This window comes from Catellatospora sp. NPDC049609, from assembly GCF_040675365.1.
Taxonomy (GTDB): Bacteria; Actinomycetota; Actinomycetes; order Mycobacteriales; family Micromonosporaceae; genus Catellatospora.
In genome coordinates this window covers 1-18,633 of the sequence record NZ_JBFAOU010000050.1, presented here as the reverse complement: position 1 = coordinate 18,633, position 18,633 = coordinate 1, and the positions used below count along the sequence as shown (strand labels likewise).

Sequence of the window (18,633 nt, the reverse complement as noted above, 5' to 3'; positions counted from 1 at the left end):
TGCGTTGAGCAGTGGCGTGAGTGAATTCCACTCAGGTTGATTTGATCGAGGGAGAGTCGAGGTCGACGAGGGGTGGGCGAGCCGATTTAACGAGGGTTAAGGTGTGGGCATGGGTGCTGTGCTGCCGGACCGGGTGTCGATTCGTGAGGTGGGCCCGCGCGACGGGCTGCAGAACGAGGACCCCGTGCCCACCGCCGACAAGGTCAGGCTCATCGACGCGCTGAGCGCCACCGGCGCCGGCCGGATCGAGGCCGTGTCGTACGTGCACCCCAAGGCGATCCCGCAGATGGCCGACGCCGACGCGGTGTGGGGCGCCGTCGCCCGCGATCCGGGGGTGCGCTACAGCGCCCTGGTGCCCAACCTGCGCGGCGCCCAGCGCGCCCTGGCCGGCGGGTTCACCGAGGTCGAGGTGGTCGTGTCGGCCAGCGACACGCACAACCGCCGCAACATCAACCGCGCCACCGAGGAGTCGCTGGACGAGATCGCCCAGCTCATCCCGGCCCTGCACGAGGGCGGCGCCACCGCCGAGGTGATCATCGCGACCAGCTTCGGCTGCCCGTACGAGGGGGACGTGGACCCGCGCCGGGTCGCCGGGATCGTCGACCGCGTCGTGGCGGACGGGGCGGACCGGATCGCGTTCGGCGACACCACCGGCATGGCCACCCCGCGCCGGGTGCGCGAGCTGCTGTCGATCGTGCGCGAGCGGCACCCCGACGTGCCGACGCTGCTGCACTTCCACAACACCCGCGGCACCGGCCTGGCCAACATCCTCACCGCCCTGGAGTTCGGCGTGACCGAGTACGACGCCAGCGTGGGCGGGCTCGGCGGCTGCCCGTACGCGCCGGGCGCCTCGGGCAACGTGGCCACCGAGGAGGTCGTGCACATGCTGCACGACATGGGCATCGAGACCGGGATCGACCTGGAGCGGCTGCTCGAGGCCGCGCGCCTGGCCGAGAAGATCGTCGGCCGCGAGCTGCCCTCCGGAGTGCTGCGGGCCGGCCCGCGCAGCCGCACCGTCGGCTGAGCAGCCCGGACCAGGAAAATCCGATCGCACAATGCTGACAGGGAGTGACCACTGGTCACTCCCTGTCGCTTTTCCGACTGTTATTGGTCTTTGATTCTAGAATAAATCGGACATAAGCCGTATTTTGTGTAACGAACCGCATTTGCCGCCACCGGAGATCGTCGGCGAGGTCCGTGTCCGAGTAATGGCAAGCTCGTTGACCCCTGCGATGTCATAAATGCCCTATTTGTACGAGCCGAAACAGGTGACACGGGCGCACGTCGACAGCCGGAGGGACCGTACTCCGGCGCGCCCGACCATACGTACAGGCCACTACGGACAGTAGCTGTGACATCGCAAGACACTGCATCTCCCCGTGGCAATTCCAGATCGAAAGGCACTGCGATTCACATGACTGCGACTTCGCTGGGCACGTGGACCAAGACGTCCGTCAAGGTCGGCGTGATCTCCGCCGGCGTGCTGCTTGTCGGCGGCACGGGCGCGCACGCGGCTGACAACTGGAACACCTCCGTCAACTCCGGTATCGGCAGCGGCAACCAGATCAAGCTGCCCGTGCAGGCCCCGATCAACATCTGCGGCATCGCCATCGGCATCCTGGGCAACGCGAACGCCAGCTGCACCGGCGGCGCCGAGGCCGACTACGGCGACGACGCGCTCGCCACCGACTGGAGCAGCTTCGGCAACTCCGGCGTGCTCAGCGGCAACCAGGTGCTGGCCCCGATCCAGGCGCCGATCAACGCCTGCGGTGTGGGCGTCGGCGTGCTCGGCGACGCGAACGCGTGGTGCGTGGGCGGCGCCGAAGCCAACCTGCCCGGCGAGGAGCCGGACGACGTCGACGAGAACCCGTACCCGCAGCCGTACGGCGGCGAGCCGGCCTGGCACCAGCACAAGGGCAAGAACAAGAAGAAGAACAAGGTCGCAGCGGCGCCCCCGCTGGAGAGCGCGCCGCTGGACGTGGTCACCGGCCTGCTGCCGATCAACGGGCTGACCGGCGGCCTGACCAGCGCGGTCGGCAACACCAGCGCCAGCATCGACGTCGGCGCGAAGCAGCGGCTGCTGAGCCAGCGCAAGAAGTGGCAGCACAGCGCCCCGGGCACCTGCGAGCTGAACTGGAACACGTTCGGCAACTCGGGCATCCTCAGCGGCAACCAGGTGTTCGTGCCGGTGCAGGCGCCGATCGACATCTCCGGTGTCGCGGTGGGCGCCCTGCTGGGCAACGCCAACGCCTCCAGCGTCGGCGGCTCCACCGCGAACTTCTGCTGACCCGTCCCACCACGCAAGGGCCGGCGCGTGCACGCGCCGGCCCTTCCGCGTACCCGACGGGCGAAAGATCGCTCGACTTGCCAGGCAAATGGGTGAATGCGCGCCCAAGATACGCCCATCTGCCAGGCAATTCGGGCGATCTTGGGTGGACGGGGGAGGCAGGGCATCTCACCTGGTGGTAGCCTAACGATCGTTCAGGATGTGCTAGGGGAGGAAGGCGCTGATATGCACGAGGGGCTTGACGAGCTGCGGGAGCGTATCGGCGCCGGGGGAGCGCCCAAGTACCACCAGGCCAACGCCGCGAAGGGCAAGCTGTTCGCGCGCGAGCGCATCGCGCGGCTGGTGGACAAGGGCTCGTTCGTCGAGGACGGGGTGTTCGCCAACGCGCTGGCGCACGGGCTGCCCGCCGACGGCGTGATCACCGGGCAGGCCACCATCGACGGCCGCCAGGTCGGCCTGATGGCCAACGACTCCACGGTCAAGGCCGGTAGCTGGGGCGCGCGCACCGTCGAGAAGATCATCAGGATCATCGAGCGGGCGTACGCCCAGGGCGTGCCGATGGTGTACCTGGTGGACTCGGCCGGTGCCCGGATCACCGACCAGGTCGACCTGTTCCCGGGCCGCCGCGGCGCGGGCAACATCTTCTACCAGCAGGTCAAGGCCTCGGGCAGCATCCCGCAGGTGTGCGCCCTGTTCGGGCCGAGCGCGGCGGGCGGGGCCTACATCCCGGCCTTCTGCGACGTGGTCGCCATGGTCGACGGCAACGCCTCGATGTACCTCGGCTCGGACCGCATGGTCGAGATGGTCACCGGCGAGAAGACCACGCTGGAGGCGATGGGCGGTGCCAAGGTGCACACCGAGCAGTCCGGCGTGGGCCACTTCCTGTGCAAGGACGAGGACGAGGCGCTCGGCGTGGTCCGCCGCTACCTGTCCTTCCTGCCGTCGAACTGGACCGAGCAGCCGCCCGCGCAGGAGCCGCTGCCCGCGCCGGAGACCGACCTGGCCGCGCTGGTGCCGGACAGCGAGCGGCGCGCCTTCGACATGCGCAAGATGGTCAAGGGCCTGCTGGACGGCGGCGAGTTCTTCGAGATCCAGGCGCGCTGGGCCAAGGAGCTGACGGTCGGCTTCGGCCGGCTGGACGGCCAGGTGGTCGGCGTGGTCGGCAACAACTCGATGTTCAAGGGCGGCGTGCTGTTCGTCGACTCGGCCGACAAGGCGAGCCGGTTCGTGCAGCTGTGCGACGCGTTCAACGTGCCGCTGCTGTTCCTGTGCGACGTGCCCGGCTTCATGGTCGGCAGCGCGGTGGAGAAGCAGGGCATCATCCGCCACGGCGCCAAGATGGTCTCCGCGATCAGCGAGGCCACCGTGCCGAAGATCTGCGTGGTGGTACGCAAGGCGTACGGCGCGGGCCTCTACGCCATGGCCGGGCCCGGGTTCATGCCCGAGGCGACGATCGCGCTGCCCACCGCCAAGATCGCGGTCATGGGCGCCGAGGCCGCGGTGAACGCGGTGTACGCCAACAAGATCGCCGCGATCGAGGACGAGGCCGAGCGGGAGGCGTTCATCGCCGCCAAGCGCGCCGAGTACGAGACCGACATCGACATCGTCCGGCTCGCCAGCGAGCTGGTCATCGACGCGATCGTGGAGCCCGATCGGCTCCGCGACGAGCTCATCCAGCGGTACCGAGCCGCACAGGGCAAGGACCGTCAGTTCTCACGCCGCCGACACGGCGTGACTCCGGTTTAAGAGAGGCCGAGATGACCGACTTCGGGCTGTCCGAGGAGCACCGGGAGCTGCGCGACACCGTGCGCCGCTTCGCTCAGGACAAGGTGGCGCCGGTGATCGGCGACCTGTACGAGCGGCACGAGTTCCCGTACGACCTGGTCAGGCAGATGGGCGAGATGGGCCTGTTCGGCCTGCCCTTCCCCAGCGAGATCGGCGGCATGGACGGCGACTACCTCGCGCTGTGCATCGTGCTGGAGGAGCTGGCCCGGGTCGACTCCTCGCTGTCGATCACGCTTGAGGCCGCGATCTCGCTGGGCGCCATGCCGATCTACCGGTTCGGCACCGACGAGCAGAAGCAGCGCTGGCTGCCGCAGCTGGTGCGGGGCGAGGCGCTGGCCGCGTTCGGCCTGACCGAGCCCGGCGCGGGCTCGGACGCGGGCGGCACACGCACCACAGCGCGGCTGTCCGCCGACGGCACCGAGTGGATCATCAACGGCAGCAAGGCGTTCATCACGAACTCCGGCACCACGATGACCACCCTGGTCACGGTCACCGCGCGCACCGGCGAGGACGAGATCTCCTCGATCATCGTGCCGTCCGGCACGCCCGGCTTCACCGTCGCACCCGGCTACTCCAAGGTCGGCTGGTGCTCCTCGGACACCCACGAGCTGACCTTCACCGACTGCCGGGTGCCGGCCGAGAACCTGCTCGGCGAGCGCGGCCGCGGCTTCGCGCAGTTCCTGCAGATCCTCGACGAGGGCCGGATCGCCATCGCGGCGCTGGCCACCGGCCTGGCCCAGGGCTGCGTCGACGAGTCGGTCAAGTACGCGTCGCAGCGCGAGGCGTTCGGCAAGACCATCGGCTCGTACCAGGCGATCCAGTTCATGATCGCGGACATGGAGACGCGCGCCCACACCGCGCGCCTGGCCTGGCGCGACGCGGCCCAGCGGCTGGTCGCCGGCGAGGAGTTCAAGCGCCAGGCGGCCATCGCCAAGCTGCACGCCAGCACGATCGCGGTGGACAACGCCCGCGACGCCACCCAGATCCACGGCGGCTACGGCTTCATGAACGAGTTCCCGGTCGCCCGCATGTGGCGCGACAGCAAGATCCTCGAAATCGGCGAGGGCACCTCGGAGATCCAGCGCATGATCATCGCTCGCGACCTCGGCCTGCGCTGACCGACAGGAAGGGCACCTGCACCACGCTGTCTGTGGTGAAGGTGCCCTTCCCGCATGCGGGTGCCTGAAGTCCGGCGGTCGGCGGTTCAGGCCGCGGGCAGCAGCTCGGCCGCCTGGGCCATGGCGTCGAGGATGGCCGCGCTGCGCGTCGGCTCGCCCTCCCAGCCGTGGTCGACGACCACGCCGACGTACGCGCTGCGCCGCACGACCGTCAGCGCGTCCGAGCACCCGGTGACGAGCAGACGTGGAGACGCAGTCGGACGAGGTGGGAGACGTGATCCCGGTCACCTGCCGGGCCTTGGCCAAAAAGTAGACGCTGCACTCCCACGTTCGGTGTCGGGTAGATAGTCTTTGCGGCCATGGCCCCAGGTCACCCGGTTCCTGCCGAGGCCGCCGACGAATCGGCGGCCTCCTTCAGCGCGCTCCTGCGCGCCCACCGGGACACCGCGCGGCTGACCCAGTCGGAGCTCGCCGCGCGGGCCGGGCTGGGCGTGCGTACGGTCCGGGACCTGGAGCACGGCCGGGCCGCCCGGCCCCAGCGCAGCACGGTGGAGCTGCTGGCCGGGGCGCTCGGGCTGGTCGGCGAGGCGCTGGCGGAGTTCCACGCCGCCGCCCGCGGGCAGGCCCTGCCGCCCGCGCGGCCCGCCACGTTCCACCTGCCCACGCCGCCCGACCTGTTCGGGCGGGCCGACGAGATCGACGCGCTGCTGGCCCAGGTGGTCGCCCGGCCCGGCCTGACCACGCTGGTGGGGCTGGCGGGGGTGGGCAAGAGCGTGCTCGCGCTGACCGTGGCGCACCGGGCGCAGCCGCACTTCCTGGCCGGGGCCGCCGCGATCAGCGTTGCCGCCGGGGACACGGCCAACGACCTGCGCGACGTGATCTGCGCGGTGCTCGCGGTGAGCCGCCCCGCCGAGCTGGCCGCCCGGCTGGAGCAGCCGGTGCTGCTGATGGTCGACGCGGTGGACCGTTCGCCGGAGGCCTGCACGGCCGTGCTGACCGAGCTCCTGGCGCAGGCGCCCATGCTGCGCGTGCTGGCCTCGGCGCGGGCCCCGCTCGGCCCGGCCGGTGAGCAGGTGTGGCCGGTGGGCCCGCTGGCCCTGCCGCCCCCGGGGGTGCGCACGATGGCGGAGGCCGAGCGCCACCCGGCCAGCGCGCTGTTCCTCGCGCGCTGGCGCCAGGTGCGCCGCTCGCCCGCCGACGTCGAGGTGGACGCCCTGGTCACCCTGGTGCGCCGGCTCGGTGGGCTGCCCCTGGCGATCGAGCTGGCGGCGGCGCGCGGCCGCGTGCTCGACCCCGCCGAGATGCTCGCCCGGTACGGCAACCGCCTGCTGGAGCTGGGCAGCGCCGACGTCGCGGCGTCACCGGCGCTGGTGACCCTGCGCGACGTGGTGACGGCGAGCTACCGGCTGCTGGAGCCCGCGCAGCGGGAGGCGCTGCGGCGGCTGTCCGTGTTCGGCTACCGGTGGTCGGTCGAGCTGGCCGAGGAGCTGCTCGGGCCGCAGGTCGACGTGGTGCCCGTGCTGGAGCGCCTGGTCGAGCTGGGCCTGGTGCAGGTGCGCGGCTCCGGTGCGTTCCGCTTCGTGCTGCTGGATGTCGTGAAGGAGTACGCCGCCGAGCAGGCGGAGGTGGCCGGGGAGCTGGCCGGGGCGCGGCGGCAGCACGCCGTGGTGTTCGCGCGGTTCGCGGCCCGCAACGCGCCCGCGATGACGGGGGCGACCCTCGCCTCGGCGGTCGCCCGGCTCGACGACGTGGCCAGCGACCTGTGGGCGGCGCTGGCCCACTCGGCCGAGCACGATCCGCACACCGCCCTGTGCCTGGCCTCCCAGCTGCCCCGCTGGTGGCGCTTCCGGGGCAGGGACCAGCAGGGCCGGCAGTGGCTGCTGCGGCTGCTCGACGACCCGCGCACGGCCGACGCCGACCCGGCGGTGCGGGCCTGGGCGAGCCTCGGCGTGCTGCAGCTGGCGGCCGAGCACGGGGCCGGGCCGGCCGAGGTGGCGCGCGGCGATGCCGCCCTGTCCGCGTTCCTGCTGGTCGGCGACGTCACCGGGGAGCTCGCGGCGCGGGCCGTGCTGCAGGCCGTGCACCAGGGCACCGGCGCGTACGACGACGCCCGCCGCCACGGGGAGGCGAGCCTGGCCCTGGCCACCCGCACCGGGCGGGTGCGCGACATGGCCGTGGCCCAGCACAACCTGATCTGGCACGACCTGCGGGTGGCCGACCTGGCCGCGGCGCAGCGGCGCCTGGCCGCGGTGGACCGGCTGTCGGCGCGCTCCGGCGAGCACAAGCTGCGGGCGCTGGCCCGCGCCAACCTCGCCGAGGTGCTGCGCCTGGACGGCCGCTTCGACGAGTCGGTGCGGGTGGGACTGCAGGCCGCGGAGATGCTCGCGGACGTGGGCAACCCGGGCGAGCGGCGCCGGCTGCTCGGGCTGGTCGGCCTGGCGTACGCGCTGGGCGGCCGGCTGGAGGAGGCGGAGAAGGCGCTCGCCGACATCCGGACCCAGCTGCCTGACGAGCCGGAGCCGGACGTCGTGGCGGTGATGCCGGAGGAGGACTGGGACTGCGCGATGATCGAGGCGACGCTGGCCTGGCAGCGCGGCCAGCGCACGCTCGCGGCCTCCTGGTACGCCGCCGCCGCGCGGCGGTCGGACGGCACGACCGATCAGCGGGACATGGCCGAGGCGCTGGTGGGCTTGGCCGTGACGAGCGACGATCCGGCGCCGGTGCGGGCCCGGCTGCGGGAGCTGCAGGAGTCGACCGGCATCGTGCTCACCGCGCGTGAGCGGGAGCTGCTGGCCGGGAGCTGACCGCGCGGCATCTGCGCGCCGGTCGGGTGATCTGCTGGGTTCGGCGCGGGCGGCCCCCCGACGGATGATGTCCCTTCCGCGACCCGCCTTGGCGTGCCGCGCCCCCCGCCGTCTCCGCCCGCGCCGATGCAGCCCCCGTGAAAAGGTCGGCTGGGCCGTCCTCCCACAGGGCCATGACGCTAGCAGCCCGCTTCATACGCTTTGCGGCTTTGAGTGTCCTTTCTGGCGGAGCTTCGGCAGTTCTGCCGCCGGTTCTGCCGCAGGCAGCACAGGTGCTGCGGCGATGGGGGGATCAGGGGAACTCGCTGCGGTCATCGCCGGTCCTCGACGCCCACGGTGGCGTCGGGACGGACCGCGTCGCGCACCACTCGCAGGCCGACGAGCAGGCCCTGCAACTGGCGCTGGGTGAGGGGACCGATGAGCCATTCGTCAAGGAGTTCCAGGTGGCCGGGGACGGTTTCCCGCAGGCGGGCCAGGCCCTTGGGGGTGATCGCGGCGTACGAGCTGCGACGGTCGGTGTCGCACGGGACCCTGCACACCAGGGTTTCCCGCTCCAGCCGGTCGATCATGCGGGTTACGCCGCTCGTGCTCATGGACGTCTGTCGTGACAGGTCGGTCATGCGCAGCCGGTGTCCGGGGGACCGGGCCAGACGCAGCAGCACTTCGAACTCGACAGGTGCCAGGCCGTGCGCGGCGAACTGCTCCGCGCAGAGAGTGATGAGGCTGGTGTACGCCTCGGTCAGAAGGCCCATGGCGGTGAGCCTCGAATCGTCGAGTAGCTCCATTTGCGCATCGTATATGGGGGGTTGGCACATTTGTTGCCCTTCGCATCCCGAGGAGTGGGACAGCGGGTGTGCCAATCGGGACGACCACCCGATACGACTGTCGTCCGGCAAACGTACTCTGAGGGTTCGTTTGGTCACCGTGCGTCGGGGAGGGCCCATGGGCAAGGACGTTGCGCTGCACACGTTCACCCGCCAGGAGCGGGAGCACTACCGCCAAAAGGTGCGTCGCTGCCTGGATGTGTTCGCGTTGATGCTCAACGACTTCGACTTCGACGCCGACCATCAGATGACCGGGTTGGAGATAGAGCTGAACCTGGTGGACGCCGACCACCTGCCCGCCATGGTCAACGAGGAGGTGCTGCGCGACCTCAACGACCAGTACTTCCAGACCGAGCTGGGACGGTTCAATCTGGAGCTGAACGTGCCGCCGCGGCTCATCTCCGGCGACGGCCTGGCGGGCTACGAGGAGCAGATCATCGAGAGCCTGCGCCGGGCCGACACCCACGCCCGCAAACACGACGCGGCGCTGCTCACCATCGGCATCCTGCCGACCCTCACCACCGACCACACGGTGACCGAGAACCTGTCCACCAACGGCCGCTACCGCGCGCTCAACGAGGAGATCCTCGCCGCCCGGGGCGAGCAGATCGGCGTCGACATCCGCGGCGCCGACCGGCTGCGCATCCGCACCGACTCCATCGCCCCCGAGGCGGCCTGCACCAGCCTGCAGTTCCACCTGCAGGTCTCGCCCGCCGACTTCGCGGCGTACTGGAACGCCTCGCAGGTCATCGCGGGCGTGCAGGTGGCCGTCGGCTCGAACTCGCCGTACCTGTTCGGGCACCAGCTCTGGTCGGAGACCCGGATCGCGCTGTTCGAGCAGGCCACCGACACCCGCCCGGACGAGCTCAAGGCCCAGGGCGTCCGCCCGCGCGTGTGGTTCGGCGAGCGCTGGGTCACCTCGATATTCGACCTGTTCGAGGAGAACGTCCGCTACTTCCCGCCACTGCTGCCGATCGCCGAGGAGGAGGACCCGGCGGAGGTGCTGCGCACCGGCGGCGTGCCCCGGCTCGGCGAGCTGCGCCTGCACAACGGCACCATCTACCGCTGGAACCGGCCCGTGTACGACATCATGGGCGGCCGGCCGCACCTGCGGGTGGAGAACCGCGTCCTGCCCGCCGGCCCGACCGTGGTCGACATGCTGGCCAACGGCGCCCTGTACTTCGGCCTGGTGCGCGCGCTGGTCGAGGACGACCGTCCGCTCTGGACACAGCTGCCGTTCAGCGTGGCGCAGGACAACTTCCACGCCGCGTCGCGCCGTGGCATCCTCGCCCCGGTCTGGTGGCCGCGGATCGGCGAGATCCGGGTGACCGACCTGGTCCTGGAGGTGCTGCTGCCGCGCGCCGCCGAGGGCCTGGACCGCTTCGGGGTCGACCCGGCCCAGCGCGACCGGCTGCTCGGCATCATCGAGCAGCGCTGCCTCACCGGCCAGACCGGTTCCACCTGGCAGGTCGAGACGGTCCGCGCGCTGGAGGCCGCCGGCGCCACCCGGCCCGCGGCGCTGCGCGTCATGGTCGGGCGCTACGCGGAGCTGCAGCGCAGCAACGAGCCCGTGCACACGTGGCCGGTCGGGTGACTCCACCCAACAGCTGATGGCGTGATCCGTCGATGTCAGGGAGCGTGCACGCCGTGATCGGTCAACGGGGGAATGCGGAGACTCGGGCGCTGCCCGTCAGCATGGCGGCGCTGCTCGCCGCGATGACGGCGGTGGCGCTGACGCCCGTCCTGTCCGGCGGCGGCGCACCGCCCGAGCCGCCACAGGTGCTGCCCGCGGCGACCGTGCCGGTGCCGAAGCCGGCCCCGTCCGCGGGCGCGGCCGCCACCCCGCGCACCTTCACCGTGGTGGGCAGCGGCGACGTGCTGCTGCACAACGGGTTGTGGAAGCAGGCGCAGCGCGACGCGGGCGGGCACGGCTACGACTTCGCGCCGATGCTGCGCGGGGTGCGCCCGGTGATCGAGTCCGCCGACCTGGCCATCTGCCACCTGGAGACGCCGCTGGGCACCGCGCGCGGCCCGTTCACCGGGTATCCGACGTTCAAGGTGCCGCCGCAGATCGTGCCCGCGCTCAAGCAGACCGGGTACGACGCCTGCTCGACCGCGTCCAACCACTCCCTCGACGGCGGCGCGGCCGGGATCCGGCGCACCCTCGACGTGCTGGACGCGGCCGGGATCCGGCACACCGGCATGGCGCGCAGCCGGGCCGAGCAGAGCGTCCCGCAGATCATGACCGTGCGCGGCGTGCGGGTCGCGCTGCTGTCCTACAGCTTCTCGTTCAACGGCATCCCGCGCCCCAAGGGCAAGGAGTGGCTGGTCAACTACCTGGAGCCGAAGCGCGTGCAGCAGGCGGCCCGCCGCGCCCGCGCCGCCGGGGCCGAGGTGGTGATCGTGTCCATCCACTGGGGCACCGAGTACCAGCACCGCCCGAACTCGCAGCAGGTCTCCGTCGCCAAGCAGCTGCTGGGCGACGGCGCGATCGACCTGATCCTCGGGCACCACGCGCACGTGGTGCAGCCGTTCGAGCGGATCAACGGCCGCTGGGTGGCCTACGGGATGGGCAACCACATCTCGTACCAGGGTTTCTCGAACGAGACCCGGGACGGGGTGATCAGCCGGTTCACGTTCACGGAGACCGCGCCGGGCCGGTTCACGGTGACCCGGGTCGCCGCGTTGCCGACGTTCATGCAGCTCAACGACGGTCCGGCGCGGCTGCTGCTGGTCTCGGCCTGCCCGGCCGTCCGGCAGCCCGCGTGCCGGGCCAGCGGCGCCCGGTCGTACCGGGTGCTGCGCTCGCGCGGCGCCGGCAGCGCGGGCCTGGCCGTGCTGCGCTGACCCGCGGACGGGCGAAGCCCCGTGCGCTGCCGGGACAGCGCGAACGGGGCTTCGCTCAGGAGATCGGGGGTCAGCCCTTCCGGGGGCGGCCCTGGCGCGGGCCGTTCTTCGGCGGGGTGGGTGCCGGCCGGTCGGCCTTCGCGGCCGCAGCGCTGTCCGCGGTCGGCGGCTCCGCCGTCTCCGGGGCGGGCACCGCGGCCTGGGCGGTGTCCCGGTCGGCGGCCGGCTGCGGGACCGCCGCGGTGCCGGTGGCCCGGCCGCTGCGCGCGCCGGAGGCGGCCGCGGGCTGTGCGGGCACCGGCTGCGCGGGCACGGCCAGGGGAGCGGTGAGGTCGGCGAAGGCGGGCTCCGGCGACGGCGCGGGCGCGGCGGCGACCGGCTTCGGCGCGCGCGGGCGGCGCGGCCCGGCCAGCAACTGCGCCAGCACCGCGCCGATGAGCCCGGTGACCACGGCGTACGGCGCGACCAGGTGGGCCGACAGCTGCTCGGGAGCCACGCCGGTGAGCTTCGGCGCGGCCAGCAGGTAGGCGAGCGCGACCAGCGCCGGACCGGCCGCGCCGGACAGCACCACGCCGGCCTGCCCGTCCCGGCGGCGCACCGCCGGCAGCGCGGCCAGGAAACCGATCAGCAGCGCCGAGACGGCGGCGATCGCCGCGCCGGGCAGGTAGAGACTGCGGAACCAGGGGCCGTCGGCGGTCACCGGCCACACGCCGAGCTGCGCGACGACCGGCTCGCGGCCGGCCGCGATGCCGTCCACGGCCGCGGTCACGGCCAGCAGCCACAGCCAGCCGCCGGTGGCCAGGACGTTCGCGGCGATCGCGCGGGCGACCAGCGCCGCGACCGCGACGAACAGGCCGATCAGCACCCCCGCGATGGCGTAGCCGCCGACGATCACGTGCGGCGCGAAGGTGTCGGCCCGCTCGGCGACCCGCGCGGGCACCGCGGTCAGCGCGACCACGAGCAGCCCGCCCACCGCGGCGGCGACGGCCAGCGCGGTGCGGCGCAGCGCGCGCACGGCCGTCGACGGCTGGGCGGCCGGCACGCCGAACCGGTCGGCCACCACGGCACCCAGCACCACCGACACGGCGGAAATCCATACCGTCCAGGCCAGACTCGCCAGCCAGGCGGCTTCGCCGGATCCACCGACCGTCGGCACCCAGGAGAAGACCCCGAGGCCGTAGCCGATGCCCAGCTGTGCTGCTCCGGCGGCGGCCGCGACTCCGGCGGCGATCACCACCGCGCCCAGCCCCAGCCTCGTACCCGGGCCCTGAGAAGACATGACGCGAGCGTATAGCAATGCGAGGGCGGTTCGTGTGAACGGTTTACTCTCGTTGCGGCGTAGCGTTCGCCGGGCGTACCCCGAAAGAGGAGACCATCATGACCGACCCGTGGCAGGAGACGGCGCCGATGACGTCGTCGCAGCCATCACGCGGGTTCAGCCCCGGCACGATCGCGCTGCTGGCGACCGCGACGGTGCTGCTCGCCGTCGCCGGGCTCGCGATCGGATGGTACGTCGCGGGCCCCGGCGGCGAGCCCGAGGCGCAGGCCAGCGCCAGCCCGTCGGTGTCCGCCCCGGCCAGCCCGGACGCGTCGCCGACCGAGCTGCCCTCACCCACGTCCGAGCCCAGCCCGACCGAGGGCGGCGGGGCGAACCCGACCATGCCCGACCTGCTGACACACGACTTCCGGGTCGCCCGGACCGAGCTCATGAAGCAGTTCGGGGTGTCGGTGAAGGTCGAGTTCGACGAGCAGAGCGAGGCCCCGCACGGCACCGTGATCAGCACCGTCCCGGTGGCCGGCCACGAGGTGCGGCGGGGCACGTCGGTGACGCTGTACGTCGCCGGACCGCACTACCGCTTCCCGATGCCGGACCTCGTCGGCCTGTCCTGCACCGACGGTGCCAAGAAGCTGGTCGAGGAGGGGCTGCGGATCAGCCGTTACGCCGAGGGGCGGCGCTCGGGCACGGTGCTGGCGACCTCGATCCCGAAGGACCAGGAGGTCGCCTGGAACGACCCGGTCGAGCTGACCTGCGGCACCCCCGAGTCGCCGTCGCCCGCCGCGGGCTGACCCGGCGCGTGGCGCGCCCCCGGCACGCCACGCGACCTGGTGAGGTGTGACCGTCCGGCCGACGTGGTAGGACGGCAGCATGTCCGATGCGCACGATGACCGGGAGACGTCGGGCGAGCCCGGCTCCGAGCCGACTCCGCCCGACGAGACCACCCGCCTGCCCGCCGACCGCCCGGACGAGGAGCCCTCGGACCAGGCACGGCTCGGCGACGAGCCGACGACCCGGCTGCCGGGCGGCGGGTACGGCGACGAACCCACGGCCGTGCTGGGCGGCGGCGACCAGCCCACCTCGGCGCTGCCGCCGTACGGTGCCGTGCCCCCGGACGACGACCGGACCCGGGCGATGCCGCCGGCCGGCGGCCCGGACGACGAGCGGACGAGCGCGCTGCCGCCCGTCGGCGGCCCGGATGACGAGCGGACCTCGGTGCTGCCGCCCTACGGCGGGCCGCCCATGCCGCCGCCGCCCCCGCCCTACGGTGGACCGCCCGCGGACCCCTACGGCGCGGCACCGGACGACCGGACCTCGGTCATGCCGCCGCAGGACGTCTGGACCGGCCGGGCGGGCGTGCCGAGCCGGGAGAGCGGGCCGGTGCGCGGCGCGACACCGCCGCCGCCGGGCATCGAGTACACCGAGGGCGAGCGCACCTGGCGGGCGCCCCTGATCATCGCCGGCATCGCGCTGCTGCTGCTCGTCCTGTTCGGGGTCGGGGCATGGTTCGCGCTGCGCGGCTCCGGGCCCGCGCCGGAGCCGAGCGCGTCGCCGACCCCCGAACTGACCACGGCCGCGCCGACCAGCGCCGCGCCCAGCCCGTCGCCGACGCCCTCGCCGGTGGCCAGCCGGGTCGCGGTGCCGGGCGACCTGATCGGCATGACCGAGCAGGAGGCGATCGACGCGCTGAGCGCGCTGGGCCTGAACCCCCAGATCGAGCTGCGCCAGAGCGACGAGGCCGATCCGGGCACGGTCATCGACGCCGAACCCGAGCCGGGCACCGAGCTGGAGCAGGGGGAGACCGTGGTGATCGTGATCGCCGTCGCTCCGCCCAGCCCGTCACCGGAGCCGGAGCCGAGCCCGAGCCCGGAGGAGCCGAGCCCCAGCCCGTCCGAGTGAGCCGACAGCCGAAGGCCCGTTCCGCACCTGCGGGACGGGCCTTCGGCTGTGGAGTGGAGCCGTCACCACTGGCGGCGCCGGTAGGACACGATGACGATCCCGCCCAGGGCGAGTCCGATACCGATCATGCCGGTCGAGATGAGCGACTTTGCCAGCAGCTCGCTCGGCACGGTGTGTTCGACGAATGCGGCAGGCGGCGCTGCCTGCTGCGCGGCGGGCGCGGCCGCTGCCGTTGCGGCCCTGCCCTCGGTCACCCCGGCCGTCGCCGGCACCGGCGTGAACAACGCCGCTGCCAGTGCCGCACCGCACAGTGCGGCCAGCCGGTGGGGCCGATGTGGAACTGTCGCCCTGGAACCGGGTCCAGAGGCGATGGTTCGGTTCTCCATAGCGCCGTCTCCCGGGTGAGCGGGTGCCGTGCCACGCGAGGGTTGGAACATGGTGAGGTCACGGGGCGCACGCACCGGGACGGGCCATGTTCCGCAGACGATAGGGACTCGTCGCGGCCGCCTGCGACCACAGCCGGCCGGGCGAGTCGCTACCGTCGTTCAACCAGGGTTCTTCGAGCGTAGGCCGGTGTCGGCCCCGGCCGGGCCGGATCGCGAGAAATCCTCAGCGGATGCCGGCGGTCGCCGGGCGCAGGTGCGGGCGGCTCAGCGCGGGGCGCTGGCTGTCGCGGGCCGGCGCGGTGCGGGCCCGGGCGGCGGCGCTGTTGTCCGGAACGATGCGCAGGCCGGCGCGCTGCACGAAGATCGAGCGGCGCTCCACCGCGTCACCGGCGGCGTTGAGCTGGTATCCGTCCAGCCAGACCCAGCCCTCGTAGGTCGGCCAGTCGTGCACGCGGATCACCCGGAACATCATCGGGCGCAGGAACTGGACGCTGGCTTCACGGGTGACGTGGAGGATGTCGCCGGCTTGGGGAGTCACCTTGTCTCCTGCTTCTGTCCGTCGTACCGATCGCTGGACAACACGTATTCGGGTGTCGCTCGTTGAACGCTAGAGGTGAAGCTCCGCCCACTGTGCGTGATCATGAAAACGGAAGATCAGCACAGCCGGGGCCATAACAGACACTGTGCCGGAAGACTTTGCCGAATGCAAGTTGCAAACTGCTGATGCAACTAGTGTCGTTCGTCCGGTATATGACAAGCTGTGAGCAGACCTTCCGGTGATGCCGTGTCGCACCCTCTGTGCGTTCGGCCGGTTGAAGATTCGCCGATCGTCGGAGCAGACTCCCAACACGACATACCCAATTCACTGGGCGGGGGCAGACGTCGTGTCCCCGCCGACGTGCGTCGCGGAGGTGCGCCGTGACAACCCGACAGAGCCCGACCGTGCGTCGCCGAAGGCTCGGTGCCGAGCTGCGGAAACGGCGGGAGAACGCCGGTATCACGCTGGAGTTCGTCGCCGAGAGGATGGAGTGCTCCCAGTCCAAGATCTCGCGTATCGAGACCGGGCACAGCTCGGTGACCAGTCGCGACGTTCGCGACATGTTGACGATCTACAGCACGCCGGCCGACGAGGTGGACGTGCTCGTGGAGATCGCGAAGGAGGCGAGGCAGAAAGGCTGGTGGCACCCGTACAGCAGCGTGCTGGTGGGTGCCTACGTCGGGCTGGAGGCCGCGGCGAGTTCCATTCGGGCGTATGAGCAGCAGGTCGTCCCCGGCCTGCTGCAGACGGCCGAGTACGCCGAGGCGATGATCCGCGGAGCCCAGCCGGACTGGAACGACGAAGATGTCATGAATCGCGTCCGTGTCCGGATGGCCCGCCAATCGTTGCTCACGCGACAAGACGATGCGATCAGGTTTCAGGTGGTGCTCGATGAGTCGGTGCTGAGCCGCCCCGTCGGCGGCGACACGGTCATGCGAGCCCAATTGCGGCTACTTGCCGAAGCGGCTTCGTGGCAGAACGTGACCATTTTGGTGTTGCCGTTCGAACGCGGCTCACATGCCGGTATGGACGGTACTTTCGCGATCCTGGAGTTTCCCGAACAGGGTGACTCCGACGTCGTTTACGCGGAGAATGCGACCGGGGGACTCTTCCTCGAAAAGAACGACGAACTGCAGAAGTACGCCAGGATCTTCGAGAACATCCATAGGGCTGCGTTGAGCCCCGAGGAGTCCGCCGAGCTGATCGCACAACTGGCGGAGGAGCCACTATGGAAATCGAGACCAAGGGGTTTCGAGTCGATCTGAGTCAAGCGCGTTGGTACAAGAGCACCCGGAGTGGGCCGAACTGCGACAACTGCGTTGAAGTCGCGTTTGTCGGTGGTGCGGTAGCCCTCCGTGACTCCAAGAACCCCACCGGACCGGCACTGATCTTCACGCCGGACGAGTGGGATGCGTTTGTGGACGGTGCGAAGGACGGGGAGTTCGACCTCTGAGGTCACCCCGAGGACAGCTCTGGACAGCAGACGGGGACCCCTCCGCGCGCCGCCCCGACGGCGCCGGAGGGGTCCTCCGCTGTCAGAGGACCAGCCGGTGCAGCGCCGCCCGGCGCCGCTCGGTCATCGCCTCCCGGGCGTGCTGCAGCCACTCCCGGCGCGTGCCCGGCTCGGGCGGGAAGTCCAGGCCGAACCGGAACCAGGCCGGCGGCTGCGGCATCCGCGAGTACCGGTCGATCAGGTCGTCGAGCACCCGGATCAGCTCGCCACTGGCGTTCCGGCCCGCCTCCAGCGTGGTGCGGTGCGCGGCCAGGTAGGCCGCCCGGCGCGCGGCCACGTCGCGCAGCCGGCCCCGGATCTCCTCGATGCGCCCCCGCTGGATCGCCGTGAGCACTGCCGCGGCCCGGTCCTCCCGCAGGTGGCGGACCAGCGCGGCGCGGTGCCGGGGCCGCAGCCAGGAGGACGGCTGGGCGAGCGCCGCCTGCGTCGCCTGGATGCGGGCGTGCACCTTCTGCTCGGCGTCGTACGCCTCCTGGCAGCGCTGCTCGGCGAGCGCGACCTGCCGCGGGTCAGGGCCGGGCGGCGCCGCCGCGGACACCCGCTCCGCCTCCTCGACCAGGCGCCACAGCCAGCGCTCCTCGTCGTCGATCTCGTCCAGCGGATCGGGCGGGGCCGCGTCGTCGTACGGCTCCCGGGCGGCCGGCACCAGCGACTGCGACGGCGTACGCGCCACATCGGGCGCGGCTCCCTCGCCGCAGTGCGGGCACGGCAGTTGCCGGACGAGCCGGCTGAGCTCGCCGATGAGCTGCGCCGCAGTGACCTGCGACGGCAGTGGTGTGGACGCCGGTTCAGCGGCCATGGTGGTTCCCCCGCACGTGATGCACAACTGGTTAGCTTGCGCTTAGTCACGCAAGCAACACATGCAGTGACGGCCGCGGGTTGACCGTCGCCTGCACTCCGCTGCGGTCGTTGTATCAGACGGCGGGATCACCACACCGCGTAACGCGCCGACCGGGTAGGACGAGATGACGATGCCTGAGCACGTGCCCAGCCAGAACGCCAGCCCCAGCAACCGCGACCGGATCCTGCGCGACCGCGAGCGCGACCAGGATCGGGCGCAGCTGCCGGGCGACACCCTGCTCGAGCCGGGCCCGGGCCCGCTGCAGGCGCTCGCGCTGGAGGGCTTCAGCGAGCAGTCCTTCAACTCGCCGAGCTGGCTCGACGTGCCCGCCGCCTCGCTGGTGGACCACCCGCTGCTGCGCGGCCTGCTGCTCGAACTGCCGCCCCGCGGCTCCCAGCCCACCGCCGAGTGGCTCAACCGCTGGTTCGAAGCCACCCGGTCCGTGCTGGACCTCATCTACCAGCGCAACCGCTGAACTCCGGCCGCCGCGCCCGCCTGGGCGGGCGCGGCGGTGC

General features: G+C 72.0%; 17 protein-coding genes. 12 read left to right on the top strand and 5 right to left on the bottom strand.

The features are described from left to right. Positions 1 to 121 precede the first annotated feature (121 nt). The 5 genes from AB0J67_RS16495 (at position 122) to AB0J67_RS16475 (ending at position 7,994) form a co-directional block, all read left to right on the top strand. Complete coding sequence (locus AB0J67_RS16495) at positions 122 to 1,024, top strand: hydroxymethylglutaryl-CoA lyase (RefSeq protein WP_363482711.1); 903 nt, start codon at positions 122 to 124, stop codon at positions 1,022 to 1,024. Positions 1,025 to 1,414: 390 nt separating this feature from the next. Then, positions 1,415 to 2,287, top strand: coding sequence for a chaplin (locus AB0J67_RS16490; RefSeq protein WP_363482642.1), 873 nt, complete (start codon positions 1,415 to 1,417; stop codon positions 2,285 to 2,287). 225 nt (positions 2,288 to 2,512) lie between these two features. Then, positions 2,513 to 4,033 carry an acyl-CoA carboxylase subunit beta gene (locus AB0J67_RS16485; protein ID WP_363482639.1) on the top strand — a complete coding sequence of 507 codons (1,521 nt, stop codon included), beginning with the start codon at positions 2,513 to 2,515 and terminating at the stop codon, positions 4,031 to 4,033. Between the two features lie 11 nt (positions 4,034 to 4,044). Further along, a complete protein-coding gene (locus AB0J67_RS16480) occupies positions 4,045 to 5,190 on the top strand; it encodes an acyl-CoA dehydrogenase family protein (RefSeq protein ID WP_363482636.1) in 1,146 nt (381 codons plus the stop codon). Between the two features lie 359 nt (positions 5,191 to 5,549). Continuing rightward, positions 5,550 to 7,994 (top strand): helix-turn-helix domain-containing protein, encoded by a 2,445-nt coding sequence (locus AB0J67_RS16475; protein ID WP_363482633.1) that lies wholly within the window; start codon positions 5,550 to 5,552, stop codon positions 7,992 to 7,994. 311 nt (positions 7,995 to 8,305) lie between these two features. Here AB0J67_RS16475 and AB0J67_RS16470 read toward each other — a convergent pair whose 3' ends face one another. Continuing rightward, positions 8,306 to 8,779 (bottom strand): MarR family transcriptional regulator, encoded by a 474-nt coding sequence (locus tag AB0J67_RS16470; protein ID WP_363482631.1) that lies wholly within the window; start codon positions 8,777 to 8,779, stop codon positions 8,306 to 8,308. A 157-nt stretch (positions 8,780 to 8,936) separates the two neighbouring features. Here AB0J67_RS16470 and AB0J67_RS16465 point away from each other — a divergent pair, with 157 nt between their 5' ends. Further along, complete coding sequence (locus AB0J67_RS16465) at positions 8,937 to 10,412, top strand: glutamate-cysteine ligase family protein (protein ID WP_363482629.1); 1,476 nt, start codon at positions 8,937 to 8,939, stop codon at positions 10,410 to 10,412. A gap of 53 nt (positions 10,413 to 10,465) precedes the next feature. After that, the gene (locus AB0J67_RS16460; RefSeq protein WP_363482626.1) at positions 10,466 to 11,665 is read left to right on the top strand and encodes a CapA family protein; all 1,200 of its coding nucleotides are present in this window, start codon (positions 10,466 to 10,468) and stop codon (positions 11,663 to 11,665) included. Positions 11,666 to 11,735: 70 nt separating this feature from the next. Here AB0J67_RS16460 and AB0J67_RS16455 read toward each other — a convergent pair whose 3' ends face one another. Next, the gene (locus tag AB0J67_RS16455; protein WP_363482624.1) at positions 11,736 to 12,944 is read right to left on the bottom strand and encodes a hypothetical protein; all 1,209 of its coding nucleotides are present in this window, start codon (positions 12,942 to 12,944) and stop codon (positions 11,736 to 11,738) included. 98 nt (positions 12,945 to 13,042) lie between these two features. Here AB0J67_RS16455 and AB0J67_RS16450 point away from each other — a divergent pair, with 98 nt between their 5' ends. Together AB0J67_RS16450 and AB0J67_RS16445 are read left to right on the top strand one after the other, a co-directional pair. Beyond that, complete coding sequence (locus tag AB0J67_RS16450) at positions 13,043 to 13,732, top strand: PASTA domain-containing protein (protein WP_363482622.1); 690 nt, start codon at positions 13,043 to 13,045, stop codon at positions 13,730 to 13,732. A gap of 79 nt (positions 13,733 to 13,811) precedes the next feature. After that, positions 13,812 to 14,840, top strand: coding sequence for a PASTA domain-containing protein (locus tag AB0J67_RS16445; protein WP_363482619.1), 1,029 nt, complete (start codon positions 13,812 to 13,814; stop codon positions 14,838 to 14,840). 62 nt (positions 14,841 to 14,902) lie between these two features. Here the strand turns inward: AB0J67_RS16445 and AB0J67_RS16440 are convergent, their stop codons facing one another. Further along, entirely contained in the window at positions 14,903 to 15,124 is a 222-nt protein-coding gene (locus tag AB0J67_RS16440) for a hypothetical protein (RefSeq protein WP_363482616.1), read from the bottom strand. A 325-nt stretch (positions 15,125 to 15,449) separates the two neighbouring features. After that, complete coding sequence (locus tag AB0J67_RS16435) at positions 15,450 to 15,764, bottom strand: hypothetical protein (RefSeq protein WP_363482613.1); 315 nt, start codon at positions 15,762 to 15,764, stop codon at positions 15,450 to 15,452. A gap of 380 nt (positions 15,765 to 16,144) precedes the next feature. Between AB0J67_RS16435 and AB0J67_RS16430 the strand changes: the two genes are divergently transcribed. Together AB0J67_RS16430 and AB0J67_RS16425 are read left to right on the top strand one after the other, a co-directional pair. Then, positions 16,145 to 17,029, top strand: coding sequence for a helix-turn-helix transcriptional regulator (locus tag AB0J67_RS16430; RefSeq protein ID WP_363482610.1), 885 nt, complete (start codon positions 16,145 to 16,147; stop codon positions 17,027 to 17,029). Further along, positions 16,999 to 17,217 carry a DUF397 domain-containing protein gene (locus tag AB0J67_RS16425; protein ID WP_363482709.1) on the top strand — a complete coding sequence of 73 codons (219 nt, stop codon included), beginning with the start codon at positions 16,999 to 17,001 and terminating at the stop codon, positions 17,215 to 17,217. Before AB0J67_RS16430 ends, AB0J67_RS16425 begins: the two co-directional genes overlap by 31 nt. Before the next feature lie 82 nt (positions 17,218 to 17,299). Here AB0J67_RS16425 and AB0J67_RS16420 read toward each other — a convergent pair whose 3' ends face one another. After that, positions 17,300 to 18,076: a hypothetical protein gene (locus AB0J67_RS16420; protein WP_363482607.1), complete on the bottom strand. Its 777-nt coding sequence runs from the start codon at positions 18,074 to 18,076 to the stop codon at positions 17,300 to 17,302. Positions 18,077 to 18,248: 172 nt separating this feature from the next. On the opposite strand from AB0J67_RS16420, the gene AB0J67_RS16415 reads away from it, so the two are divergent. After that, positions 18,249 to 18,593: a hypothetical protein gene (locus tag AB0J67_RS16415; RefSeq protein WP_363482604.1), complete on the top strand. Its 345-nt coding sequence runs from the start codon at positions 18,249 to 18,251 to the stop codon at positions 18,591 to 18,593. Positions 18,594 to 18,633: the final 40 nt, after the last annotated feature.

Coding starts and splice junctions, on each gene's coding strand:
- AB0J67_RS16490 (WP_363482642.1), top strand. CDS start 1,415: ATGACTGCGACTTCGCTGGGCACGTGGACCAAGACGTCCGTCAAGGTC.
- AB0J67_RS16485 (WP_363482639.1), top strand. CDS start 2,513: ATGCACGAGGGGCTTGACGAGCTGCGGGAGCGTATCGGCGCCGGGGGA.
- AB0J67_RS16480 (WP_363482636.1), top strand. CDS start 4,045: ATGACCGACTTCGGGCTGTCCGAGGAGCACCGGGAGCTGCGCGACACC.
- AB0J67_RS16475 (WP_363482633.1), top strand. CDS start 5,550: ATGGCCCCAGGTCACCCGGTTCCTGCCGAGGCCGCCGACGAATCGGCG.
- AB0J67_RS16470 (WP_363482631.1), bottom strand. CDS start 8,779: ATGGAGCTACTCGACGATTCGAGGCTCACCGCCATGGGCCTTCTGACC.
- AB0J67_RS16465 (WP_363482629.1), top strand. CDS start 8,937: ATGGGCAAGGACGTTGCGCTGCACACGTTCACCCGCCAGGAGCGGGAG.
- AB0J67_RS16455 (WP_363482624.1), bottom strand. CDS start 12,944: ATGTCTTCTCAGGGCCCGGGTACGAGGCTGGGGCTGGGCGCGGTGGTG.
- AB0J67_RS16450 (WP_363482622.1), top strand. CDS start 13,043: ATGACCGACCCGTGGCAGGAGACGGCGCCGATGACGTCGTCGCAGCCA.
- AB0J67_RS16445 (WP_363482619.1), top strand. CDS start 13,812: ATGTCCGATGCGCACGATGACCGGGAGACGTCGGGCGAGCCCGGCTCC.
- AB0J67_RS16420 (WP_363482607.1), bottom strand. CDS start 18,076: ATGGCCGCTGAACCGGCGTCCACACCACTGCCGTCGCAGGTCACTGCG.
- AB0J67_RS16415 (WP_363482604.1), top strand. CDS start 18,249: ATGCCTGAGCACGTGCCCAGCCAGAACGCCAGCCCCAGCAACCGCGAC.